This is a genomic window from Spirosoma oryzicola (genome assembly GCF_021233055.1).
Taxonomy (GTDB): domain Bacteria; phylum Bacteroidota; class Bacteroidia; order Cytophagales; family Spirosomataceae; genus Spirosoma; species Spirosoma oryzicola.
Map to the genome: position 1 here is coordinate 673,171 of NZ_CP089538.1, position 24,954 is coordinate 698,124.

16 protein-coding genes are annotated in these 24,954 nt (G+C 52.1%); 6 read left to right on the top strand and 10 right to left on the bottom strand.

What is annotated here, in order from left to right; translation table 11 throughout:
* The first annotated feature begins 2 nt into the window (after positions 1-2).
* Together LQ777_RS02865 and LQ777_RS02870 are read left to right on the top strand one after the other, a co-directional pair.
* Entirely contained in the window at positions 3-323 is a 321-nt protein-coding gene (locus LQ777_RS02865) for a hypothetical protein (protein WP_232561013.1), read from the top strand.
* Positions 324-348: 25 nt separating this feature from the next.
* Entirely contained in the window at positions 349-741 is a 393-nt protein-coding gene (locus LQ777_RS02870; RefSeq protein WP_232561014.1) for a hypothetical protein, read from the top strand.
* A 74-nt stretch (positions 742-815) separates the two neighbouring features.
* Here LQ777_RS02870 and LQ777_RS02875 read toward each other — a convergent pair whose 3' ends face one another.
* The 4 genes from LQ777_RS02875 to LQ777_RS02890 form a co-directional block, all read right to left on the bottom strand.
* Positions 816-2,348: a SusD/RagB family nutrient-binding outer membrane lipoprotein gene (locus LQ777_RS02875; RefSeq protein ID WP_232561015.1), complete on the bottom strand. Its 1,533-nt coding sequence runs from the start codon at positions 2,346-2,348 to the stop codon at positions 816-818.
* 45 nt (positions 2,349-2,393) lie between these two features.
* Positions 2,394-5,618 carry a SusC/RagA family TonB-linked outer membrane protein gene (locus tag LQ777_RS02880; RefSeq protein ID WP_232561016.1) on the bottom strand — a complete coding sequence of 1,075 codons (3,225 nt, stop codon included), beginning with the start codon at positions 5,616-5,618 and terminating at the stop codon, positions 2,394-2,396.
* Between the two features lie 232 nt (positions 5,619-5,850).
* Positions 5,851-7,869 carry a c-type cytochrome gene (locus LQ777_RS02885; protein ID WP_232561017.1) on the bottom strand — a complete coding sequence of 673 codons (2,019 nt, stop codon included), beginning with the start codon at positions 7,867-7,869 and terminating at the stop codon, positions 5,851-5,853.
* A gap of 77 nt (positions 7,870-7,946) precedes the next feature.
* Entirely contained in the window at positions 7,947-9,848 is a 1,902-nt protein-coding gene (locus tag LQ777_RS02890) for a 3-keto-alpha-glucoside-1,2-lyase-like domain-containing protein (protein WP_232561018.1), read from the bottom strand.
* A gap of 117 nt (positions 9,849-9,965) precedes the next feature.
* Here LQ777_RS02890 and LQ777_RS02895 point away from each other — a divergent pair, with 117 nt between their 5' ends.
* From LQ777_RS02895 to LQ777_RS02910, 4 genes are all read left to right on the top strand, one after another.
* A complete protein-coding gene (locus tag LQ777_RS02895; RefSeq protein ID WP_232561019.1) occupies positions 9,966-10,772 on the top strand; it encodes a 3-keto-disaccharide hydrolase in 807 nt (268 codons plus the stop codon).
* Between the two features lie 98 nt (positions 10,773-10,870).
* Positions 10,871-11,377: a SixA phosphatase family protein gene (locus LQ777_RS02900; RefSeq protein WP_232561020.1), complete on the top strand. Its 507-nt coding sequence runs from the start codon at positions 10,871-10,873 to the stop codon at positions 11,375-11,377.
* A 224-nt stretch (positions 11,378-11,601) separates the two neighbouring features.
* On the top strand, positions 11,602-12,054 hold the full coding sequence (locus tag LQ777_RS02905) for an FAD-binding oxidoreductase (protein WP_232561021.1): 453 nt from the start codon (positions 11,602-11,604) through the stop codon (positions 12,052-12,054).
* Positions 12,055-12,153: 99 nt separating this feature from the next.
* The gene (locus LQ777_RS02910) at positions 12,154-15,444 is read left to right on the top strand and encodes a M4 family metallopeptidase (protein ID WP_232561022.1); all 3,291 of its coding nucleotides are present in this window, start codon (positions 12,154-12,156) and stop codon (positions 15,442-15,444) included.
* Positions 15,445-15,534: 90 nt separating this feature from the next.
* Here LQ777_RS02910 and LQ777_RS02915 read toward each other — a convergent pair whose 3' ends face one another.
* From LQ777_RS02915 to LQ777_RS02940, 6 genes are all read right to left on the bottom strand, one after another.
* A complete protein-coding gene (locus LQ777_RS02915; protein ID WP_232561023.1) occupies positions 15,535-16,959 on the bottom strand; it encodes a M56 family metallopeptidase in 1,425 nt (474 codons plus the stop codon).
* Positions 16,956-18,842: a M56 family metallopeptidase gene (locus LQ777_RS02920; RefSeq protein WP_232561024.1), complete on the bottom strand. Its 1,887-nt coding sequence runs from the start codon at positions 18,840-18,842 to the stop codon at positions 16,956-16,958. The genes LQ777_RS02915 and LQ777_RS02920 overlap by 4 nt, the downstream gene beginning before the upstream one ends.
* On the bottom strand, positions 18,839-19,210 hold the full coding sequence (locus LQ777_RS02925; RefSeq protein ID WP_232561025.1) for a BlaI/MecI/CopY family transcriptional regulator: 372 nt from the start codon (positions 19,208-19,210) through the stop codon (positions 18,839-18,841). Before LQ777_RS02925 ends, LQ777_RS02920 begins: the two co-directional genes overlap by 4 nt.
* A gap of 250 nt (positions 19,211-19,460) precedes the next feature.
* Entirely contained in the window at positions 19,461-21,308 is a 1,848-nt protein-coding gene (treZ, locus tag LQ777_RS02930; RefSeq protein ID WP_232561026.1) for a malto-oligosyltrehalose trehalohydrolase, read from the bottom strand.
* Between the two features lie 99 nt (positions 21,309-21,407).
* The gene (locus tag LQ777_RS02935) at positions 21,408-23,381 is read right to left on the bottom strand and encodes a sensor histidine kinase (RefSeq protein ID WP_232561027.1); all 1,974 of its coding nucleotides are present in this window, start codon (positions 23,379-23,381) and stop codon (positions 21,408-21,410) included.
* A gap of 127 nt (positions 23,382-23,508) precedes the next feature.
* Complete coding sequence (locus LQ777_RS02940) at positions 23,509-24,954, bottom strand: Gfo/Idh/MocA family protein (protein ID WP_232561028.1); 1,446 nt, start codon at positions 24,952-24,954, stop codon at positions 23,509-23,511.

Sequence of the window (24,954 nt, forward strand, 5' to 3'; positions counted from 1 at the left end):
CGATGATTATTCTAAAAGGAATTGGCTTTGCCTTGTTGGGTATCGGGTTGTTTGTATTGGCAACCTACGTTGTGATGCGACTGTGGAACTGGCTGGTGCCGTCGCTGTTCAATGGTCCCCGATTACGCTTTGTTCAGGCATTGGGGCTGTTTTTTCTGGCCCGCCTGTTGTTTGGATTTGGGTTCGGACGGTTTGGGCATTATAGCTATGGGCGGCCCTACTGGCATCATGGTCGGCACCACCACGACGGTCATAAACCAAACGGACAGCAACCGCATAATCAGTTAAAACCTGTTGTTCCTGCGCCTATACCGGAGCAGTAGTCAGAAACGCTTAAATAAAGTAACAATGAGACGCTTTTGGTTTCGTCGGGGATTACGCTTCCTCGGTTTTGCAATACTTTTTGTTGGGCTGGCCGGACTGGTCGTTATGGCCCTCTGGAATGCTTTATTACCTGCCATTTTTGGCGTAACGACCATCAACTGGTTACAGGCATTAGGCTTATTAGTACTTAGCCGGATTTTATTCGGTGGCCCCCGTGGCTTTGGGGGCGGTGGATTTGGGCCTGGTCGTCACGAGTGGCGGCAAAAAATGGCTGATCGCTGGAAAAACATGACGCCTGAGCAGCAGGAAGAGATGCGTCAGCAATGGCGTAATCGTTGCGGGCGCTGGGGACGCGGTCGGTGGGAAAGAGAGCAGTCTGAAGAGACTAGCGAGACCAAGTCGACAACGGCGCTATAACGTAGCCGTTCTATACTAAACAAGCCCGGCTGTTGCTAGCAGCCGAGCTTGTTTATTGATTGGCATCGTATTGATTACTGTTTGTCCCACCAAACGCGCGTGTCCAGATTGTCAGGCCCCTGCCGCGAAATGGCTTCGTTGACCTTTGCCTGGTTGACCGAAATCTCAGCATCGGGGTAGCTCAAGCGATTAATGAAGTTCCCCTTGATCTCCTTACCCGGATACGGATTTGGCGTCAGCGTTGGATAACCACTGCGACGGAAGTTGGCAAACGCTTCGGGACCGTTCAGGAACGAAGCAACCCAGTACTGCGTGTTGATGAGTTCGAGCCCACGAGTCGCTACGTATGGATTCTTTTGCAGATAAGCCGCAATGTTGGCGTCCGAAACCAGTGACGTAGCGTCGTAATCGCCCAGTTGCTTCATGTGCGCCGTTATCCCCGCATTGTAAAAATCGGCGGCATTACCCGTTGTCCAGCCACGCTGGGCGGCTTCGGCCAGGAGCAGTTGCGTTTGCGCGTAGGTTACCAGATACGTAGGTACATCGAAGCGCCCCATCCGGGTCCGGTCCAACTGCGAGTAATCGTAAAAACTGCTAAGCCCATCTGCCGTTGCCCGAGCCGGAATGGTGCCGTTATCGTAGCCAAGTGGCATACCAATCTGCACGGACGGATCACGATTTGCGCGGGCCGATGTCTGTTCAGGACCGCTTTTCGCCCCGACATACCGAACCGCGATGGAAGCCAGCCGAGGGTCGGCGTTCGTCTTCAGATAATCGACGAACGTTTTTGTGAGGTAATAGTTGGCGGCTTCCGTCGAGTTGAGTGTCGTTCCAACGGGATTCTGGTAATTCGCGTTGTTGCGGACGGCGGCATTATCGGCATTCGACTGCATAACACCACCCGCCACGGCTTTCTGAACGGTTGACTGAGCCAGCGTTGGGTTGATTTTCGACAACCGCATACCCGCCCGGAGCATCACCGAATAGCCGAATCGTTTCCATTTGGTGATATCACCACCAAATTCAATCTCTCCGGCTTCGGTCGGTTTCGTTGCGTCGAGCGCTGCGGTGGCTTCGGTAAGCTCTTTCAAAATATCGTTGTAGATGCTTTCCTGCGTGTCGTATTTAGGGGTAACGTTACTGCTCAGATAACCCTGTCCGGCCTCGGTGTACGGAATGTCGCCGTAGCTATCGGTCAGCACCATAAACGAGTAGGCTTTCCAAAGACGAGCCATGTTGTAGAGATTACTCCGGCTCGCGTCGGATTTGGTTTTGGCAATCACGTCCACCAGATACCGGATGTTATCGCGGTAATAGCGCTGCCAAAGCTGGGCATTCGCACCCGCCGATCCCCGGTTATCGATGTTGTAATTACCTCCCGACACGATGCCTGAGTTGGGAGTAAACATCTGTTGCACAATTGGTTCTTCGAAAATCAGCATGCCACCCGGAAACGAAGCGTTGATGATGGCATTGTTGAACGTAAAAACCGGGTTGAGTGCCGTTGCTGCCGTCGGGTTAGTATTTAACTGGTCGAACCCGTTCTCGCAGCCGCTCAGGCTGGTCATCAGGGCGATCAGAGGTATATACAAAAATCTTTTTTTCATGGTTGTCAATCGTTTACAAGGAGAGAAAGGAATCGGTCACCTTCTCTAGAATCGCACATTAAGATTAAAGCCAATGCTACGTGTGGTGGGCAAACCCGTTGATTCGAGACCGACAAGGTTATCCGAGCTAAAGCCAAATTGTTCCGGATCGATGTTTGGCACCCACTTTTTCAGGATGGCCACGTTATTGGCTACTGCGTTCAGACGGATGCCTTTGATGAACAGCGTTTTGGGTAAAAACTTGGTGAAGTCATAGCCCACGCTGATCTGACGCAGTTTCCAGAAGCCTGCATCGTATAAAACCTGCTCGCCGAGGCTTTTCGAGCGACCAACGGAGTAGTAATCCTGCACAAACGCCCGAACGGCATTTGTCTCCCCGTTAGCGTTCACCCCAACGCCGACCATTTTGTTATCGGCATCACCCCGGCCAACCAACGTTTCCTTTTGCAGGCCATGCCGGAAGGCATTCAGGTTGGTTCCCGAAATCATTTTACCGCCCAGTTTGAAATCGATCAGGAACGATAGGCTGACACCTTTGTAATTAAACGAGTTGGTAATGCCGCCAATGTATTTGGGTAAAGCCGAGCCAAACGAAACGGGCGTTGCGGTCCGGTTTGCTAAGCCATCGCCCCCGTGAATAATACGTCCCTGAGCGTCCCGCGCGTAACCATAGGTGTACAACTGACCCAGTTCTTTACCAACAACCTGCCGCAGTTCACCCACGTAAATGCCCGTACCAACGACAATCTGTTCGGGCAGTTTATCATTGTTGTAATCTTTTTCGGGCGTTCCGTCATCATCAGTCAGCAATCTCAGCAATTTAGTCTTGTTGTAAGAGCCGTTCAAAGTGACATCCCACGAAAAATTCTTGGTCCGAACGGGAGCCAGATTCAGCAATACCTCAACGCCCCGGTTCCGGCTCTGACCGCTGTTGATCAAAGAACTCGTATACCCCGATGCGTCAGACACCTGTACCGAAACGATCTGGTCGCTGGTCACTTTATTGTAGTACGCAAAATCAAGACCGACCCGGTTGTTGAACAGCTTTAATTCCAGTCCCACTTCGGCTTCGTTTACCCGGCTTGGGCGAAGGCTGGCGCTTGGTACCGTGTTCGACGTAATGGTACCGACCGGTTGACCCTGGCCCGATGGATTGGGGAACAGGTTGGCCGCAACGGCGTAAAACAAGTTGTTCGAGTAAGGAGCTACGTCACCGTCGCTGCCGACCTGCGCATAAGCGGCCCGGACTTTACCGAAGTTCAGCCAGGCGGGTAAGTTGTTGAAAGCTTGGGAGAAGACAAAGCTTCCGGTCAACGATGGGTAGAGAATGCTGCGGTTGCCCGGAGCAAGCGTCGAGAACCAGTCGTTCCGGAGTGTCCCGTTGAGGAAAAGCACGTCTTTGTACGATATTTCGGCGGCACCGTACAGCGAGTTAACTTTCCGTTCGCTCAGACCGTACAGCGGATCTTTTACGCGTCCGTTCTGCGGAACGTATAATCCGCGAACGATGAAATCCGTTGCCAGCACACTGTTCAGATCACTCCGGCGGTAGAGCTGATTACCGCCCACCGTGAGATCAACACCGATAGCACCGAATTTGCGATTGGCACCGATCAGGAAATCGGCGTTGATCTCGCGAAACCGGCGTGATTCCTGAACGTAGTTCCCGTTAACAAATCCGGCTGGAGCCGCTGCCAGCGATGCCTGACCCGTTGGAAAGTTGTAATCCTGATCACGCGACCAGTAATCCTGTCCAACCCGTCCTTGCAGATACAGCCAGTCCGTAAAGTTGTAGCGGGCCGCAATGTTGCCGAACAGACGATCCCGGCGAATGTTCTCGAACTTGTAGTTCATTACGAAATACGGATTCGTCCGGTTCATAAACCGCGACCAAACGAACTCGTTGCCGGTAGAGGGGTTGATCTGATTGGCTTCCAGTACATCTAGCGGCATGGAGTTGGCTACGGTGTAAATGACCGTTGGTGTGCTGTTGTCCTGCTGGGCAATCTGGGGCGGGTTTTTGTTGTACTCGTTCGAGTAGTTGATCGTGCCCGTAACGCTCAGCTTTGGCGAGAGATTATAGCTAAAGCCGAGGTTGATGGTTTTGCGATTGTACGTGTTATTTCGGGTAATGCCTTTATTGTCCAGATTAGACACCGACAGGTTGAGCCCACCGCGTTCGGTACCGGTCGATATAGAAATGGAATTTGTCCAGCTCGAACCGTCGCGGTAAAACGTGTTGATGCGGTTGCGTACCGGTTCGTAAGGGACCGTAAGACCGCCAAAAAGTACCTGTGTCATGCCGGGTTGAAACTTCTCCCCGAAACTCCATACGCCCGATGTCGGGTTAGGAGCCGTTGGCCGAACGCCGTATTCACCCTGACCGTATTCGTATTGATAATCAGTATAGTCGAGCGGGTGGTCCGTCGTAAAGTTGGTATTGTACGTCACTCCGATCCCCTGTCCGGTTCCTTTGGTTTTGGTCGTGATCAGAATGGCACCATCTTTGGCCCGCGATCCGTAAAGAGCAGCCGCCGTACCACCTTTCAGTACCGTCATCCCTTCAATATCGTCCGGGTTGATGGACGAAAGCCCGTCGCCACCATCCGAATAGTTGGCACCCCGGTTGCCGACGGAGTTGTCACTACCCGCGTTTCCGTTGTTCTGACCAAAGTTCGTATTGTCGATAGGAACCCCGTTAACGACGATGAGCGGACTATTTTGGCCCGAAAAGGACGATTGGCCACGAATACGGATTTTACTCGTTCCTGCCGCACCCGTACCGAGACTGGAAATATTGACCCCCGCTATTTTACCCTGCAAGGCGTTCATGAAGTTAACCGTGCGGTTGGTCGTAACCTGTTCGGGAGTGACAACCGCGGTTGCGTAGCCTAGCCGTTTCGCTTCTTTCTTGATACCCAGGGCCGTGACCACAACCTCGTTTAGACTCTGCTCCGCTTCCTGGAGCGTTATAGTCAACTGCGTCTGGTTGCCAACCGCAATTTCCCGACTTGTGAACCCAATAGCGCTGATTACCAGGGTGGCATTGGGGGGCGTATTTAGTGAGAAATTTCCATCCGCATCTGACGTTGTTCCTATCTGCGTGTTCTTAACGAGAACATTGACACCCGGAATTGTTTGCTGATCCTTGCTGGATACGACCCGGCCCGTGACCCGGCGATCCTGCGCCAAAGCGGCATGAGTGAAGAGAAAAGCCGCCCAAAGCAAGAGACCAAGCGCATGACTTTTCGATTGTATAAGCTGTTTCATTGAGGAGGGGATATTAGGCTTAATTGATGCTATAAGACAAGTTAATCTATCCTTATTAATAATCGTTTAAAGTGCCTCCACCGCCTTTCCTACTGTCTTTTATGAGTACTTATTACTATACAGGTATTAATTTATAGCAACTTTTACTTGGATTAACGCAAAAAGCCGGCTCATATGACCCGGCTTTTTGTAAGCTGACAATTATGTATAAATCGCCTGATTGAGCAATTCTTTACGGCTTGGGTTCCGTTGCCGATTCGCTCTTTGTTGCGGCCAACGAGTTGATCCAGGCTGCAATCTTAAGTGCGTCCGCTTTGGGAACTTGGGGCATGGGTGGCATCTCCGTTGCATAATCCGGCCAGTTCTGCGGCTTAGGATTATAGATGAGTTCGACAATCTGGTCGTTGGTGTATTTGCGCTTGGCAACATCAGCAAAAGCCGGTCCTACCTGACGCTTATCGGCCTGATGGCAGGCTGCGCAGGTGTGACGCGTCAGCAACCCTTTTATCTCGCTGTAGGTCGGTGCTTTAGCCATCGTTACGGCCTGACCTTCTACCAGTTTCGGCTTGCCTCCCAGCGTGGATGCGCCAGTAGTGATCTTTTTCGTTGGCGTCGCTTTTTTGCCCGTTGCAGGCGCAGCGGCAGGCGTTGCAGCCGGTGCGAGAGCTGAATTTTTCGTGCTCACCTCGCTCATAGTTAGCTTCTGTCCATCCGGAATGTTGTTGAGCGTGTAATACGCAATTGGATGTACTAGTGAGTACGATCCTTCAACACCCCGAACACCGTCGAGCGTAAGCTGGTGAATGTAATATTTTCGCAGATTATCAACGATCAAGCGGGCTTTTAGACCGTCGGCAGATACCTTCACGCCTTTAATGGGCAGCGCTTCTTTATTGACCGTTGGGCTACCATAGACGGAGTGGTATTTGTACAGAAAACTTTCGACCCGGTATGAAGCAATATCTTCTGCCGATTTGCGGTCTACGGGTTTGGTGAACTCCACTTCGAATCCATCGGGCATGGCTTTGACCGCCAGCATTTCAAACGGAACGTTGCCATTCCAGGCTAGTCGCTGTAGTCCTTCGTTGGCTTCCCCGGCTGAACCCCAGCCCCGGTTTGTTTCACCGACAAACAAAGAGCCGTCTTTCGCCCAGGCCATCCGCAGGACCCCCGACCGGAAGCCATTCCGAAACTCGATCGCTCCGCCCTGGTACTCACCATTCACTTTTTCCATGAACACCCGCGAGATTTTGCTCATCCCCTGATCGCCAACCAGCAACTGTCCGGCAAATGGGCCAAATGAACCCTGCGGAATCTCTAAAATCTCCGAATTGGAAATACCCAGAATACCGTGTGGCAACCAAACGGCGGGCGTCTGGAAATCGGCGGTTGGGAACTGGTCTTTCATCGTGTAGAGCAGCGTAGGCGTTTCGTTAACGATATTTTCGGGTTTGATCGAGCGTCCGTTCTCGTCCCGTCGACGGCGCTCGTCGATTTTTGCGTAGAACTGCTCAGGCGTAAGCTTAACCGGTGAATTAGGCTGATTGGACCAACGCAAACCCGCAGGATGACCCACAAACCCACCTTTCTTGACATGAACGATTCCTCCCGATCCCATCCAGTCGCCCTGGTTATCGGCGTAGAATAGCTGACCGTCGTAAATACCTAGTCCGCAGGGTGAGCGCATACCGGTTGCCCAAGGCTGCATGGTGCCGTTTTCGGTGATGTTCATTGTCCAGCCCCGCCAGGGTACGCGACTTTCACCGCGCCACCATTCTTCATCACCGAAGGCTACGTTGCCCGTTACGAAAAACGAACCGTCCGGCGCAATTTTTGGCCCGAAGCTGTATTCGTGGTAATGTCCTGATAAGGGCCAGGCGTATACGGTTTCGAAGACATCGGCTTTGCCGTCTTTGTTGGTATCGACCAGCTTGGTCAGTTCACCCCGTTGAGCGCAGTAAAGAGCCCCATCTCGGGAGGTAAGACCCAGCACTTCGTGCAAACCCGACGCGAACTTGCGGAAGTACGGTTTACGGCTGGTTGGGTTCTCGACAATCCAGATGTCGCCCCGGCGGGTTGCTACGCCCAGGCTACCATCTGGTAACACCGTCAGACCGCCTACTTCCAGCAGGGTACCCTCCGGCGCCGTTACTTTTAAGATCTTAAAATAATCTTCCTCTTTTGGCGATTCCTGCGCCTGTACCGCTGTCAGACTTGCTGCGGCCAAGAGGGTTACAAATAGTTTTTTCATACTGTAAGGTGTTCTTCGATTGAGGCACCGCAAAGGGTTTAGCCAACGTGAAGCCTGAACCGAATACCGTCAACTGGTTAAAACAAGATCGAATAGGTCAGTTTTTCCTTAACAGGTACCAGTAGCTCCTTCTGGCCTCCCGCTTCCCGAACGATAGGCTTTGCCCCACCGGCGTCGTCGATGCGTACATATTCCTGATCATCGATAAGGTACATGCCATTGTCAAGTGGGCTGATGCTGCTACCACTGGCCAACCGCGCGTAAAGATTGCTAGCCGGATTGCTGACCGTCAGTTCGCGTCGGATACCTTGTCCGGCTTCCAGCACCCGAATTTTGTCTTCGATTGAATGGCCGTTGCTTTGATAGCGGAACGTGGGCCGGTCGCTGCCGTCCAGCACGTAGCCTTTCGGACGATACGCCGAACCCGTTGTGTCAGTCGGCCAGGCCGCTTGTGGCGAAGCCAGCTTGGTCAGGAAAAGTACCGGTGTACCCATCCGTTGTACCATCCCGAGCGGACGTGAAGAGCCATCGCCCCGGTCGTGCCACATCGGCGTAGCATCCAGAAACATCCCGCGCCATACCTGTATCACCGCACCTTTGTCCAGATCGTAAGTGTAATGAACCTGTTCGGGGCTACCCACCGAGATAGCGTGCGTTACGCGAACGGGCTTGCCCTGTGTGCTTTTGTCAGCGGGCAAATCCATGAAGCTGCGAAGAAGCGTATTTGTCGACGCATCGATAAGAATCGGATCAACATCGTCGCTGTTTGTTCCGGCGGCATCGCTGATCAGGTATTCGCGAATGCCCGGTCCGGCTACGTTCAGGGCGAGGGCGGGCTGGAACCAGCCAACGGATTTCGCGTAGAACAGCTCAAACGGCAGATCACCTTTTGGCAAGGTAGCTTTTCCTTTGTTACTGCTGCTGTTGGGCGGAACGACCAGTTGGTTGTTGATCTTCAACATACCGTTCCCACCGGCCACACCCAAGTTGAAGCTGTATTCGCCGGGTTCATTGACCCGGAAGGTACCCGTATAGCGAATCAGAAAATCATTCGCGATGCGGCTTACCGATGACGACAGTTTGGGCGATGCACCTTCTGATTCGGGAGCCGTCTTATCGTATTCCGGCTCTTTTTCGTATTTGCCTTTGTAGACCGCGTACTTCAAATTAAGCAGTTCGGGGCGGGGTTTGTCGTAAGTCGTGTAGCGAATATTGCGAAAGGCTACGGCTCCGTGATCGCCCTGAAGCATGAGCGGACCCATTGGCTTTTCATCGTTGAACGCAGCCGCTAGGGTAGGACCGCTCAGTTCAACATCTTCGTGGATCACAACGCCGTTCAGTTCAACGCGAATCATGCGGGCGTTCTCTGTCTTTTGACCACCGGCGTTGAAGCGGGGGGCTTGAAAAGAAATTTTCAGGTGTTGCCATAAACCGGGTGCACGGCTGGCATTCTGGCGCGCGGGGTGACCATCGTAGTTCTGCTGACCTTCAGGGCGTCTGGCGTCTGAACGCTCGTAGATCGAACCGTTGTCTACCGTTCGGGGGCTTTGCAATCCCCAGCCCACGTTGTCCCAACTGTCGAACAGTTGAATCTCGTAACGGCCTTGCAGGTACACACCCGAATTGGATTTGGAGGCCATCATATAATCCAGTTCCAGGTCAAGATCACCGTGTTCGATAGTTGTGAACAGGTTATACTTGTACGGGTTTTTGGGATCAGCCGGGGCTTTGTCCAGCGGAATACTTGCCAGTATGCCCGTGCCTTTTTCCGTGACAAGTACGTTTGGTTTGCCCAGTTCAGCACGGACGTTTCCGACGATTCGCCAGTTCGGCGTTGCTGGTTTAAACGCGCTTAAATCGTTGAGCTGAATAGGATTACCAGGAGTGGGAGCCGGTTGGGCCAGAGCCAGCCCGACGCCAACGATCCAGCTAATGCCCAACAGCCAGCAAAAGCGAGCTGTAGTCGTAGGTTTTAACATGAAGGATGGAAATTTTGGCTCGAAATTTACCATTTTTTCCCTACAAAAGGATGCAATCCGGCAATTGCCCTATCTTTGGGTGTTTTATAACGAATCTGTTAACCTGTTTACATTTCCATGAAGATCGCTCCGCTATCGCTCGCTTTTTGCGTTGGTATCGTTGGTTTAGCCCTCTCTCAATCAGCTACGGCCCAGCCCGAACCGAATAAGCAAACGCCACAATCCACCGAAATTTGGGAACCTGTGCCACCGGTTATAACACCTGGTACAACGTCCGCTGCTACTAGCGGTACAACGCCCCCGTCGGACGCTATCGTCCTTTTTGACGGTAAAAACACGGACCAGTGGGTCGCTATCAAAGGCTATTCACCCGAAAGTTGGGAGAAAACAAACGAAGGTCCGTTGAAGTGGCCCGTTCAGGATGGGGTAATGTATTCGACAAAAGGGTTTTCGGCTCGCTCGAAAAAAGAATTTAATGATTTTCAGCTTCACCTTGAGTTCAAAACACCCGAAAAAGTAGAGGGTAACGGACAGGGACGCGGCAACAGCGGTGTCTTCCTGCAAGGTCGCTACGAGCTTCAGGTTCTCGACAACTACAACAACCCCACCTACGTTGACGGCATGGTCGGGTCGATCTACAAGCAGGCTATTCCGTTGGTAAACCCTAGCCGGAAACCCGGTGAGTGGCAAACCTACGACGTAATTTATCAGGCTCCCCGCTTCAACAAAGCCGGCATGATGCTGGATTACGCGTACGTAACAGTATTGCTTAACGGTATCCTTGTGCAGAACCACGCAGCCATTCGGGGAACGACCGAGTACATCGGCTACCCGAAAGTACAACCCCACGGTGCGGGTCCGATTCTGTTGCAAGACCACGGCAACCCGGTTGGTTTCCGTAACATTTGGGTTCGGGAATTGTAAGGCAGCACTGCTACCGCAAAAATACTTGACAATGAAGCCTCTGGTCGATAAGCCGGAGGCTTTTTTTGTATACTTGCGGCTTCACTTAGCCAATCGCTATGCGTACTTCTTTGCTTTTTATTGTCCTGCTTACGCTGCTGAGCAGCTGCTCGAAGACCGTTATCTACATCGTTCGTCACGGTGAAAAAGTGAGTGAGGCAGACACGACGAACCTGAGTCCGGCTGGCTTTGCGCGGGCGGCTGCGTTGGCCGACACGTTGGCGGGCAAAGGTATCGACTCGATTTTCTCGACTCCTTTCCGACGTACCCGGCAAACCGCCGAACCCTTAGCGAAGCGTACGGGATTACGCATTGCGGACTACCCGGCTAAACCCACGGAGGCTATCGTTCGACGGTTAGGAAAGATTCGGGGTAAAACCGTGCTCGTCGTCGGACACAGCAATACCATTCTGGAGATTGCCAAAGGGCTGGGTGCACAGCCGACCATGAGTACCATTGAATCCGGTGATTTCGACAATTTATTTCGGGTCCAGATCATTCGTGGACCGTTTGTTCATTCTACCACACTGATACAAAAGACGTACGGCCAGATAACCCCTCCTTAGGGTTGAGGCTGATACTTTCCCCAAAACTACCGTCAGACAAGAGCCACCCGTATGGACTCGTCCACGGTTGGTGGGCATTATATGACGGTTCATCATACCTCTTTATCAGATCACGCAAGGCTGTGTAGAGAATGCGGGTAGCGACTCTCTACTTTTGTGCATGTTCGGAGTTAAACGAATGCTATCAGATGAATCGACTGGTTTTTAGTATAGTAAACAAACTTATGCTTGTAAGCGCGTTTATAGGGACATCGCAGGCTCAGTCGATTCAAGCGGCTGCTCCCAAAACGCATCAAGTGGTGACGCCCGCTACTTATAAAGGTAAGCAGATCGTCGTCGGTAGTGGGGGTGGATTTACCGGCTTCTCGACAACGTATTACTTACTGGATAATGGTCAGATTTACGGCAAACGCAATCGTGATACCACGTTCACGCTTATCGGTAAACAAACGGCTGCCAATACAAAACGGGCCTTTACTGTTATCGAGACCAAGTGCCAGATCAAAACCACCCAGTTCAACAATCCCGGCAATACGTATCAGTTCGTTCAGTGGCGACAGGGAGGACAGCGCTACAAGGTAGCCTGGGGCGAACCGGGAAAGACCGTACCGCCTGATTACCCACGATTCTTCGATTCATTCATGGCCATGATTCCGGCCACTTTGCAAGTGAAATAGCCTATTTCTTTTCTGCTGGATAGCTTCTGTTTTACCGAAGCTGGCTATGTCGCGCCCTAAAAAAATCCGCAGCAACCAACCAGTAAACAACAACTACTCATGAAACGATATGTACTGATGCTTCCGCTGCTGGTGGCTACAGCCTCGCTGGCCCAGCAACCGAATGGCGGCTTTAGCCGAAAGATGAAAACGTCCTTACCAACCCCCGGACTGGCTGAGCGATTGAAGGCCGACGTGAAAGAGTCACCTGGAACGCCGGGTGCCCGCCAGGCACAAACGGACAACCTTGGTTTGACGCTCGAACCCCTGCGATTGCGGGTTGTGCACGACGAAACGACGAAGCTTCCAATCTTCATTGAGCGAAAAGTAGATCCTAGTGCTAAAAAGAAGGAAGCGAAAAACGGAGGAGCCCGGTTGTCGGCCGCTACGGCTGCGTCAACAACGTTTCAGTTTATGAATCAGGTACGTGGCCTGTTGAAACTCGAAAATCCAGAAGTAAAATTCAAGGTTGCCAGCACCGACTATGACGAGATTGGACAAACCCACGTTCGGCTGACGCACATGCACCGGGGCGTGAAGGTGTACGGTTCCGAACTGGTCGCGCACCTGACCGATGGCGATGTGACGCTCATAAATGGGCGCTATAAGCCCGTGCCCGACGAACTGTCTACTACGCCCAAACTGACCCTTTCGCAAGCCTCGGCATTGGCGCTTACCGATGTTCAGAAGGCGTCTGACGTTCGCTCGTTCGGCGATAACCTGCTTCGCAAGAAACAGCCAGCGGGCGAGCTGGTTATCGTTCAGCCCAAAAAAGGAGGGGCACGATTAGCGTATCAACTGACCGTGCGTCCTAACCTGATCGAACGCTGGGAATACACGGTCGACGCCCAGACCGGCGAAGTCATCAACAAGTACAATCACACCTGTACCTTCACGGGACCTGCAAAGGGATCGGCGAAGGATCTGAACGGTCAAACGCGCACGGTTAATACGTATCAGGTCGGTAACAATTATTACCTGATCGATGCGTCGCGCCCGATGTTCAACGCGGCTGCATCGTCTATGCCGGAAGCGCCGGTAGGAGCCATCGTGACGGTAGATGCGAAAAATGGTAAGGAAAATGATCGACCGATCAAAAAGTACTTGATCTCATCGACCACCAACAAAGACTGGAATGCGACCGCTGTATCCGCTCACTACAACGCAAGCCTGGCTTACGAATATTACAAAAACACGTTTAAACGCGAAGGGCTGGATGGTGCAGGTACCACGATGGTCTCGGTCATCAACATTACCGATACGAAAGGCAAACCCATGGATAATGCCTTCTGGAACGGGGATATTATGGGGTATGGCAACGGGAACCGCTTAAAACCGCTGGCTGGTGGCCTGGATGTGGCTGGTCATGAAATGACGCACGGGGTTATTGAAAAAACGGCTGATCTGGAATACATGGGGCAGTCTGGGGCTATGAACGAGTCGTTTGCCGACATATTTGGGGCGATGATCGACCGGACAAACTGGACGTTGGGCGAGAGTGTCGTAACACCGACTACTTACCCGTCGGGTGCTATGCGAAATTTATCGAACCCCAATCAGGGCGGTAAAGCGAAAGACCCGAACGGGTACCAGCCCGCGACGATGGACCAGTTCGAAAACCTGGAACCGGATGACGACAATGGGGGTGTTCACTCGAACAGCGGAATTGCCAATTTTGCTTATTACAAATTTGCGACGGCTATTGGCAAAGACAAGGCCGAACAGGTTTACTACCGGGCGCTTACCCGGTATCTGGTGCGCACATCGCAGTTTCTGGATTTGCGGTTGGCCGTTATCAAGGCGGCTGGTGACCTGTATGGCCCTTCGGGGGCTGAAGTGACCGCAGCTCAAAAGGCGTTCGATGCGGTAGGTATTGTTGAAGGTACGGGAACCGATCCCGGTCCAGGTAAAAATCCTGATCTGCCTGTGGCTTCTGGCGAGGATCTGATGCTGCTCACCGAGATAGAAAGCGGACAGTTGTATTCGACCAACATGGGCGTAACGCCCGCCAACTTCGAGCAAAAAACATCGACAGCTTTAACGCACCGTCCGAGTGTGACCGATGATGGAAAGCTGGCGTACTATGTTTCATCCGACAAACGAATTCGAGTCGTCAATCTGACGGGTACACCCAGCGAGTTTGTCGTCTCTAGCGACACCATCTGGGACAATGTGGCTATTTCGAAAGATGGGTCTAAACTGGCTGCGCTGACGGCCGACCGCGACGGCTCCATTTATGTGTACAGCTTCGAGCAGGAAAAGTGGGCTCAATTCAAATTGCACAACCCAACGTATTCGGAAGGTGTTCAAACGGGTGACGTTCAGTTTGCTGATTCATTTGAATGGGATTTCTCCGGCGAAAATCTTATTTACGACGCCTACAACGGGAGTGGAGATACTGGTGGTTATTGGGACGTAAGCTTTATCAATGTCTGGAGCAAGAAAGCGGGTGACTTTGCCGAAGGGCGAATTTCGCGGCTGTTCTCACGGCTGGATAAGGGCGTGAGCATCGGAAACCCGTCTTTCTCGAAAAATTCCCCTCATATTATTGCTTTCGATTATATGAATGAAAACGACGATACCTACGCGATTGTGGTCGCTGATCAGAACGTCGGTAAAGCGGTGATTGTATACGAGAATAACACACTGGGCCTGCCCAATTATTCTCGTCTGGACGATCAGCTGGTGTTCAGCCATATAATTGACGACAAGGAAACGATTGTCAGCATTGCTTTAGGAGCCGACAAGCTATCTGCTACCGGTAAAGCCGTTGAACTGTACAGCGGGGCGAAATGGCCGGTCTGGTACACACAGGCCACGCGGACTATACCCGCCAAAGCAGCGCAAACTATTACGTTCAATACCATTGCCGACCGCTATACCAACCAGGGCGATCTGACGCTCAAAGCAACGGCATCTTCGAAACTAAAGGTTAGCTTTCAGGTGAAAAGTGGCCCGGCCAAGCTAAACGGAACAACGCTTAAATTCACGGGAACAGGAACGGTTACGATTCGCGCTATCCAGGAAGGTAATGACCAGTTTAGTGCGGCTGCCCCGGTTGAACGGACATTTAAAGTGAAGGCCGTTACCGCTCTGGAGCCGACCTGGGCGGATGTGCTGTCGGTTTACCCCAACCCGGTTAGCTCAACCCTGACGATTGAACTGCCTGCTTACGAAACCGTCGAAAACATTTCTCTCAAAACGGTTAGTGGAGCTACGGTAGCGGTTCCAACTGTCAAAGAGAATCGAAAAACCGCGACGCTCGATGTCGCAAGCCTGCCCAAAGGAATGTACATTCTTCAGGTGCAGACGCTTAGTGGAAGCACTAGTAAGAAGATTGTTAAAGAGTAATGTTTTTAGAGCACTCCATTTAGTCTAAAATCAGCGGGGGCATCTGATCATCAGATGCCCCCGCTGATTTTAGGATACAGATAGCACCGTTTACTTGGTAGTTATGGAAGCGGTACCTGTCTTACTGAAAACCTCTACGCGGGCTATTTTAGCGGGTGGAAATGCGTTGAATTCTTCTTTAGAAACCTGTTTCCCATTGATCGAAAAGCGTGTAATCTCCACGGGTGCGCTGGCGGTTTTGCCGGGAACGGGCGGTGGGGGCGGGGGAAGGGCCGCCCCGGCGGTTGACTTATCGGAATCTTCCAACTGAAAATTAATGGGTAGGTTGAACTTCACATTCACGGGCTTACCCGACTGCATGGCAGGCTTCCAGTTAGGCATCTGACTGATAACACGCATTGCTTCTTCGTCCGCGCCGTGACCAATGCCTTTATCCAGTTTCACATCCGTAATCTCACCGGTTTTGGTGACAATAAAACTCACAAACACTTTACCTTGTGCTTTGGCTTTCTGGGCAGATTCGGGATATTTTAAATTTTGACCCAGATACTCAAAAAGCTTATTTCTCCCACCCGGAAACTCAGGTGAGTTCTCTACTGCTGTAAAGACTTCGCCCTCTACTTTTACTGGCTTTCGAGCCGACGAAGTAGTTGCTGCCGTTTGGGGCAGCTCTTGTTCCGACTGCGTACACATGGTTAGCAGAGCGGCCAGGGGGAGCGTCAGGGCATAGCCGAGTAACGCCCGGTGGTTGGATGCGGGTTTTTGTAGCATAATAATCCGTTGTTTAAGGGTTGATTTAGAGACAAAAGGAGTAATTAACGTTGTTGCTGGTACGTTGAGCGCATAAGCGACCAACTGTTGTGGGTAGTCGGGTTGTGGTGTTTTCAGTACGGCCCGATCCGCCAGAAATTCATGGACTTCCTGTAAGCTGTGCTTGTAAAGCCGCAAAACCGGATTGAACCAGAAGGCTGCTTGTACAAGCTCGATCAGCAGAATGTCGAGGGTGTGGCGCTGCTGGATGTGAGCTTGCTCGTGGCGGAGAAGGGCATCGGGCGGAGTTTGGGCATCGGTTTGGTTTAGAACCAGGTAGCGACCGAAAGAGAACGACGGTGATACATCATCAGTTAGACGTACAAGGGTAAATTGCGACCCCTTTTGCGGAATCCCGCTTTTGATGAGCCGCAGCACGGAACGCACTTTCAAGGTCAGTCGAATCAGCATCGCTCCAACGCCTAATCCATACATCAGCCAAAGCCATTGATCGATGGTTAGCGTGTTGGTTTGGGTTGAGCGCGAGCCAACCGTAAAGGCCGGTAATCGAAGGGTTTCTATGGGTAATCCCTCCGTTCCGCCGGGTAGCCTGACGAGGGGCAGCACCAGCGAAAGCACAAGTGAACTCAGCAGATAAGCCCGATTCAGGCCGAAGAAGGTGTTCCGGCGCAGTAATAGCCGGTAGCAGCCGTAGAACAAAAGCATGTACAGGCTGGAGACGAGAAAATAGGGAAGACCGCTCATTGCTTTTTCGTGGTTATGATGACGACGCCATTTCTACCTTTTTCGCCATACTGTGCTATGGCTGATGCGTCTCTCAAGGCGTCAATACTGTTGATCGTTTTACGGTCCATTGATGCCAGTGTGTCGCCCGAAACCTCCACGCCATCCAGTATGTAAAGCGGTCCGGGGCCTAGCTGGCCGAGCGGGCCTCTACCCCGAATGGTTATGGTGCTTGCTTGTTTCCGACCCGTATCGGGCGGTGTCGAAAAGCTAACGATCGGTTTGTGAGCAGGATCACCAGTGTTTAGTTGTCCTGTTCGCTTGTCTTCATTCTTTTCCAGCGCAAAGCGAATCGGGAGCTGATAACGCACGGCCACGGCTTTGCCATTCTGTTTCGCCGGAATCCAGTTGGGCATTCGACTGACGACCCGCATCGCTTCTTCTTCGCAGCCCCCACCAATACGCGCCATGTTTTTGTTTACGCTGGCTTCGCTGATTGCCCCCGTTGGTAATACGGTAAACAAGACATACACGTCGCCTTCGATACCAGCTGCTTTGGCTTTGGCCGGGTATCGCAGGTTGTGAGCAACGTACTGCATTAACCCCGGAATGCCCGTTGGAAAGATGGCTTTTTCTTCAACGGCGGTGTATACTTTTCCGTTAATGGTTTGGGAGGATGGAGGGGTAACCAGCGGCATGGCCGGATTAGGCTTGATCGCTCTGTACATAGCCGTTGCACCCATTGCTGGTAGCTCGTCTTCCATAATCGCCGTTAGCGTATGATTCATCGTCAGTGTGTTACGTCGAATACGGTGGCTAAGCGCGTCTAGTCGCAAGACGTCCGTTCGGTAGCCGAGGTAACTATAGGCCAGTTGCGATGACTTTGGTACGTTGGCGATTGTGTAGTATCCGTTCCGGTCGGTTATTGTGCCTTTACCTGTGCTGCCCACGCCGACATGACTACCCACCAGCGGTTTTCCCAATACGTTTGTCACCCGGCCAGATACGGTGATTGTCTCGTCTGTTGCCTGATGCACGACCGCTTCGATCTGCTTCTGTGCCGTGGTCATGGCCAGCAAGGTAAGCGCCAGTGGTAGAATCAGGACGTACTTGCCCAGAGCCCAGCGCGTAGTGGCCTGACGATGCAGCATCTGAATCCGCTGTTTCAGCAGCGATGGATTAAAGAAGCCATTGGTGAGTGGACTCGGTTGCAGTCCAAAGCTGTATTCGACCAGAAAATGGGCGTAGCGGGTGGGTTGATCCGCGTGTTGATCGGCGGTGAATTCGTGCACTTGCCGAAGCATACGATCAAGCAGCCACAAGGCGGGACACGCCCAGAATACGATTCGTAGCAGGGCCAAACTCATAACGTCGATACTGTGCTGTTGCCGGACGTGGATCAGCTCATGCTTTAGAATCTGGTCATTGGCCCGGTCGGCTGGGTTCAGGATGATGAACCGAAAAAACGAGAACGTTGGCGTCGTTGCGTCGTTTATTTCTACCAGCGTATAGCCGTCACGCACTTGCCGGGGAGCGCGTCGTATGAGTAGCAGCAGGCTCCTGATCTGGATAATTAACCGAGTCAATAAACCGAAGGCCACCAGCGCGTAGGCCAGCCTTCCCCATAATTCCCAGTCCAGTCCGGTCTCTGCTACCGATGGACTTGCTTCGACTGCGGGAGGGGTTGCCAGTGGAATGGTAAGAACGCCAGTTGGAACCGGTAACTCCTCAACGGTCTGCGTGGGTAGACTTACGAGCGGTAAGGCCAGGGTTAATAGCACCGAGACCAGTAAATACGCCCGGTTCAATCCAAAAAACGTATGTCGGCGCAGCAATAACCAGTAGCAGCTCGCAAAGAGCAAGCCGTAGAGGTTGGCTTTTAGGAAATAGTCGAGGGCGGTCATTGATCTTTCTTTTTGTTTAGGAGGTTAATGATCTCGTCGGCTTCCGAAAGACTGATGTTTTTATCCTGAACGAAAAAGGAAACCAGCTTTTTAAGCGAATTATCGAAGTAGTTCGCCATCAATTGCTCGGTCTGAAAACGGCGGTATTCCTCTTCCGTGATGAGCGGATAGTACTCATGCGTTTTTCCGTATGCCGTGTAGCCTACCAACTCCTTTTTTTCCAGAATGCGAATAATGGTCGAGACGGTATTATAGGCTGGTTTAGGTTCGGGCAATTCGGCAAGCACGTCTTTGACAAAACCTTTTTTGAGTTGCCATAAGACGCGCATAATCTCTTCTTCGGCTTTGGTGAGTTCTCGGAGCTGCATAGAATTAGGTGGAGTGCTGTTGGCTGCTGAAAATTATGACTAATGATTTAGTTTTACAACTAATGTATTAGTTATATTGTTCAAAAAAAAGAACAGCCCGAAAAGACTGTTTAGAAATTAGTTGTTCTGACTACTGTGGAATCTTTCGCCAAAGCGACAAAAAAGAAGGCAAAAGCCCTGATGGTAAGTAGCTTCTACCGCTTGCTGGTCTGTCTAGCCGGGCAAGCGGTAGAAGTAGTGATGCTTTCTCTTAAAGCGTTTCGCCACTATTCGTGTAAATCAGAATCGACTCGGCCTGTACCAAAACTGACGCATCACCCGACAATTCGAGAGGTGACGCCAACGGACCGGCCCACTGCGGAGAAGCCGAATCGATCAGAACTTTCCAGGGCCGGATGCTTGCCGGTAGCACAAGCGGTGCCGGCTGCGATGAGAAGTTCATGAGGCAAACAACGGCGACATCGGGCGTGTGCTGGCGGAGCAGGCAGAGTGTATTTTTTCTTTCGTCCATGATGACCGCTACAGATTCGCGGTTTGGGTGTCGCAACGACGATTGCTTGCGAAGGGCCAGTAGCGTTTGGTAGTACCGGAAAAGAATCCGATGCGGTTCCTGGTTCAGCCGCTCCCAGTTTAGTTTAGATCGTTCGAAGGTCTGTTCGGCTTGGGGGTCGGGTGCTTCCTGCGACGTTTGAAAAGCGGCAAATTCCCGCTTACGGCCCTGCCGCACCGCTTCGATCAGCGCTGGATCAGAATGGCTAACAAAGTATAAGAACGGATTCAATTCACCCCATTCTTCGCCCATGAACAGCATTGGCAGGTACGGACTGCTGAGTACCGCTCCGGCCATGAGCTTTTGCATCGAAAAACTAACCAGCTCACTGGGTCGTTCACCGAGCATACGGTTACCGATCTGGTCGTGATTTTGGGAGAAAACAACAAACTGTCGGCCTGGATGGCTGATCGTTGTTTTGCCAACAATTTTGGCGCGTCGGGGCATGTACACCCCATCGTACACGTAGGCATCGCGAAAGGATTTAGCGAGGTGCTCGATACCGTTGTAGTCGGCGTAGTAGCCGCTGCGTTCGCCCCCCGCTGTTACCCGTAACGCGTGGTGGAATTCGTCGTTCCACTGGGCATCCATCCCGTAGCCATCGTTGGCGATGGGCTGAATGAACCGCGTTTCGTTCTGATCGGACTCGATAATCAGGTAATGCCGTTGTCCCGTTTGCTGCGATAACTCATCGACGTACTGCCGAATCTCGCGGAGAATGTGTAATGCACTCTCGTCACGAATCGCATGAACGGCATCCAGTCGTAAAGCGTCAATGTGAAAATCGCGGAACCACATCAGCACGTTTTCGATGAAATAACGCCGGACGCTATCACTGTAATCGTCGTCGAAGTTAAGCGCATCGCCCCAGGGGGTCCGGTGTTTATTGGTGAAGTAAGGCCCGTAATCCGTGAGATAATTGCCTTCGGGTCCAATGTGATTGTACACCACATCGAGCACAACGGCCAACCCTTTCCGGTGACAGGCATCAACCAGTTGTTGCAATCCGGCTGGACCACCGTACGAGTTCTGGACCGCGTAGGGGGAAACGCCATCGTAGCCCCAGTTGCGCGTACCGGGAAACTGAGCGACGGGCATGATTTCAATCGCATTAACGCCCAGTTCGACAAAGTAATCAAGCTTTGCTTCGATACCGGCGAACGTACCATCGGGTGTAAACGTACCCGTGTGCAGTTCATACAGCAGATAATCCTCCAACGGCAGGTTGTTCCATTCCGCATCCGTCCACGCAAACTGACTCGTATCAATCGCCTGCGACGGGCCATGAACGCCTTCTGGTTGGAACAAGGATGCCGGATCGGGCCGCTCGATTGTGTTGTTCAGGACAAATTTGTACGTGTCGCCGGGGTGTAGCTGCGTGGTTTTCGCTTGCCAGTAGTACCCGTTATTTTGCAGGGGAATAGCCGTATCTTGTTGACAAAGACGAAGGGAAACGGTTTTGGCCAGCGGTGCCCAAACCCGCACGGTCGCGCTGTCGGCTGCGAACGTAACGCCGAGGGTTCGTTGGTTTATCAATGACTCGTTCATACGTTGAGAATGGTGAAAATCAATGCATCTAAGGATTAACAACCTACAAAGAGTATCTGTTAGCGTAATCGGCGAAAAACTCCATCCCACCGCCAGACGTTACGAAACAGCATCAACCGTTACTTCAACCGTAGTACCTTCTTCGGCAAAAACGCGGAAGCTGCCGCCGAGTTCTTCCGCGCGGGTCTGCATGTTTCGCAACCCATAATGATGATCGGAAACCGCTCCGTTCGCCCACGTAAAACCCCGACCATTGTCGTGAATACGCAGACTAATGCGGCCGCCCGCCAGAACCTGCAACCGTACCTTCGCCTGCGTGGCGTTGGCATGTTTGATCACATTGTTCAGGGCTTCCTGTACGATTCGGAAAAGATTCAAAACCTGCGTCGAGGTAAGCCGCTGCGCCTGCGTGCCCGTTACGACCACATCGACGTGCAAACCGTCGGTTTCCTGCACGTAGCGGTTGATGTACTGATTGAGCCGCTCCGAAAATTCTTCAACCGTAAAGCTTTCCTGATGAATCGCCCAGATTGTTTCGCGCAGGAGCTTGATGGCTTCGCGGGTGTAGCTGACAATGGTTCGCAACTGGTCAGACCACAATTGTCTATCCATGCTGGGCTGTTTTTCCGCCTGATCGCTGATGTGCGTGAGGTTGGTAACAACGAAAGCCAGATGAGCGCCCACGTTATCGTGCAGATCGCGGGCGATGCGCGTCTTTTCGATTAACAGGCTGTTTTTCATCGCCAGTGTCTGAACCTCTGCTTCGTACGTTCGCTTCTGCTGGATGGTTCGTTCTTTGATGAGCCGCTCCGTCTGATCGCGATTCATCTTGTAGCGGTACGCAAGGCCAACCGTCAGCACCAGCACTTCAAACAAGGCGGCTGGGGCATAATACATGAACTTGGCAACGGGCTCATACGTAGGCAAGAGGCCAAAATTGGCCAGAACCTGTCCAAGATTCAGGGTATAGAACGGCAGCACGGCAATAAGGTACAGCCAGGCTTCTTTAACGTGGTAGTTCCGAACGATGCTAATAACAATGTACGCGACAATGACCGGGACCGGAAACCAGTAAAAAATAGAAAACAGCCGAATTAGAAACAGTTCCAGCAGGGGCGAGTAAGGCGTAAAACGTTCGATGATAAGCGCTAACAGGCAGAAAACGCCACACCATAACACGACGGTACCGATCTTGTGCCAGCGGTAAGACGGTGTCCGGTACAACGGCAGAAAGGTACGGACAAACAACAGCTGCGAATAAAAAAGAATGAGCGGGAACAAAAAATAAACGTTCTGCCGGGGTAGCCAGAATTGCTCGTCAAACGCAAACTGATTCAGGAACCCATCGTTGATAATGAAAAAACCAACGAGGCCGAGTAAACAAAAGATGTATTTCGAATAAATACGGTCGAGCGTAATCAGAAAAAAGATGAAGCTCATGACGGCCACGAAGGCCAGCGTAAACAGGACCCCGCCCCAGAACAAATAGCTTTCCTGAAGCAGTGGTTCGTAAGCCGACGCGCGGATCAGTTCAAGCGGGACAATTTGCGTACCCCGTTGTTTGACCACACGCAGGTAAGCGGTGACGTTTTGGTGACCAGCTAGATTGATCGGAAACCAGTAATGCCGATGATTGAACGGGCGCCTGGCTGCGGGCGTTTTCCAGCCGATAACGGGAGAGGTCGAAAAAATCCGGTTCTGATCATCGACCAAGAAAAGCTGAAGCTCGTCGAAACACCAGAAATCGATTTCGGCCAGCCACCGTTGTTCTTCCGCCGACTTGTTCTGAACCCTAAACCGGAGCCAGGCCGGTTTTGCTACCTTCACCCCCGTGATAATACCAAAGTTAGGAACCGGCGTCGTGACCGGCTGAAATGTTGCAGTAATGACATCCTGAACCGACTTACGGGCTGACGAATCCCGGAAATAAGCCAACTTCCCCCGCAAGCTTATCTGATCATCGCTGGTTGATAGATCGACAACCGGCTGATGGCGTAAGGGTTGCCCCAACAGAGGCAACGTTGTTAGGCAAGCAGTCAGAAGACCAAAAAGTAATCGGCGAAAAGGACCCATTAGCGCTCTTGTCTGTCACTAAAGTAAAGCCTATTCGATTAGAAACAAAGTTCTCTAACTGCCTGCCTATGAGAAGATTTAATGAAGCTGATAGCTAATTGTACTATTTGGGTAGCCCAAAATGAATCTATAACGTATAGCCACCATTGTACTGGCGTCTTACAAACTGGTTAGCATAGTCGTAATTGGTAATTTTCATGGTAGCGCCGTCCCACAAAAGTTTCTTGCGCCCCGTGAATTTATCGCCTTCGCGCGCCAGATACGAACGCGTAGCCAGATTGCCCATTAGGACGGTTTCGGTGAGTGGACCCGCTTCTTCGAACGAAGAGGATGTATACGCGCCGTAGCCTTGCTTGCAGGCTTTGACCCACTGCTGCTGGTGCCCTTCCGTTTTTCCTTCTACCAGCGGTTTTTTCGGACTGGGTAAGGCTGTATTGGCAAACTTATCGACTGGTAGCAGCTTGGGGTCGTTGCCGAACAGACTACCAACCAGCATTCCTTTTGTGCCGATAAATAAAACGCCACCGTCGATGTCGCGAAATACGTCGCTGTACTCCACGCCGTCGGGCAATTGTGGGCGGATACCCCCGTCGAACCAGGAGAGCTTGATTTCCTTCACCTTCTTGTCGTCGGACGGAAAGGTCAGGTGAATAGCCGACGAAGGGGGGCACACATCATCGTAAAAGGCTTCTTTGAAAAAATCGGCGTACACCGATCCCACGCTACACTCTACTGAGGTAGGATACTTGAGTTTCAGCGCCCGAAATGGTACGTCCATAAAGTGGCAACCCATATCGCCGAGCGCGCCCGTGCCAAAGTCCCAATAGCCGCGCCAGCGGGTCGGCATGTACGCTTCGTGATAGGGGCGGGTAGGAGCGGTGCCAAGCCAGAGCGGCCAGTTGACTTCGGCGGGAACGGGTTGCGATTCGCCTTTGTCTTTGGGCGAGCGCACGCCCTGCGGCCAAACGGGGCGGTTTGTCCAGCAATAAACCGTGTGCACGTGACCGATTATCTTGTCCTGGATGGCCGTTTCGATAATCCGTGTCGCGTCGCCCGAACTTCCCTGATTGCCCATTTGGGTCACCACTTTGTATTTGCGAGCTGCTTCGGTTAGCATTCGGGCTTCGTAAATATCGTGCGTAAGCGGTTTCTCAACGTATACGTGCTTGCCAAGCTGCATGGCGGCCATCGCAATGGGCGCGTGCATGTGGTCGGGCGTACTGATGATGACGGCATCGAACGTATTCGCCACCTTGTCGAATAGCTCGCGGTAATCCTGAAAATAAGGTGCTTTGGGAAATTGAGCCCGGTATTTTTTCGACTGACGGTCATCTACATCGCACAAGGCTACCATGTTGTCAGAACCGTTGTTGTAAGCCAGTCTGATGTTGACATCGGCCTTGCCTCCGCAACCTACTGCCGCTATATTGAGCCGATCAGAAGGGGCAATGTAGCGGGAGCCATCGGGGTGTTTGCCGCCTAGTACATGACGGGGAACGATAAAGAAGCCAGCGGTAGCCAGGATGCTACCTTGCAGAAATTTACGACGGGAAGTAGGCTGCTGATTAGACAT

Coding starts and splice junctions, on each gene's coding strand:
- LQ777_RS02865 (WP_232561013.1), top strand. CDS start 3: ATGATTATTCTAAAAGGAATTGGCTTTGCCTTGTTGGGTATCGGGTTG.
- LQ777_RS02870 (WP_232561014.1), top strand. CDS start 349: ATGAGACGCTTTTGGTTTCGTCGGGGATTACGCTTCCTCGGTTTTGCA.
- LQ777_RS02875 (WP_232561015.1), bottom strand. CDS start 2,348: ATGAAAAAAAGATTTTTGTATATACCTCTGATCGCCCTGATGACCAGC.
- LQ777_RS02880 (WP_232561016.1), bottom strand. CDS start 5,618: ATGAAACAGCTTATACAATCGAAAAGTCATGCGCTTGGTCTCTTGCTT.
- LQ777_RS02885 (WP_232561017.1), bottom strand. CDS start 7,869: ATGAAAAAACTATTTGTAACCCTCTTGGCCGCAGCAAGTCTGACAGCG.
- LQ777_RS02890 (WP_232561018.1), bottom strand. CDS start 9,848: ATGTTAAAACCTACGACTACAGCTCGCTTTTGCTGGCTGTTGGGCATT.
- LQ777_RS02895 (WP_232561019.1), top strand. CDS start 9,966: ATGAAGATCGCTCCGCTATCGCTCGCTTTTTGCGTTGGTATCGTTGGT.
- LQ777_RS02900 (WP_232561020.1), top strand. CDS start 10,871: ATGCGTACTTCTTTGCTTTTTATTGTCCTGCTTACGCTGCTGAGCAGC.
- LQ777_RS02905 (WP_232561021.1), top strand. CDS start 11,602: ATGCTTGTAAGCGCGTTTATAGGGACATCGCAGGCTCAGTCGATTCAA.
- LQ777_RS02910 (WP_232561022.1), top strand. CDS start 12,154: ATGAAACGATATGTACTGATGCTTCCGCTGCTGGTGGCTACAGCCTCG.
- LQ777_RS02915 (WP_232561023.1), bottom strand. CDS start 16,959: ATGAGCGGTCTTCCCTATTTTCTCGTCTCCAGCCTGTACATGCTTTTG.
- LQ777_RS02920 (WP_232561024.1), bottom strand. CDS start 18,842: ATGACCGCCCTCGACTATTTCCTAAAAGCCAACCTCTACGGCTTGCTC.
- LQ777_RS02925 (WP_232561025.1), bottom strand. CDS start 19,210: ATGCAGCTCCGAGAACTCACCAAAGCCGAAGAAGAGATTATGCGCGTC.
- treZ (WP_232561026.1), bottom strand. CDS start 21,308: ATGAACGAGTCATTGATAAACCAACGAACCCTCGGCGTTACGTTCGCA.
- LQ777_RS02935 (WP_232561027.1), bottom strand. CDS start 23,381: ATGGGTCCTTTTCGCCGATTACTTTTTGGTCTTCTGACTGCTTGCCTA.
- LQ777_RS02940 (WP_232561028.1), bottom strand. CDS start 24,954: ATGTCTAATCAGCAGCCTACTTCCCGTCGTAAATTTCTGCAAGGTAGC.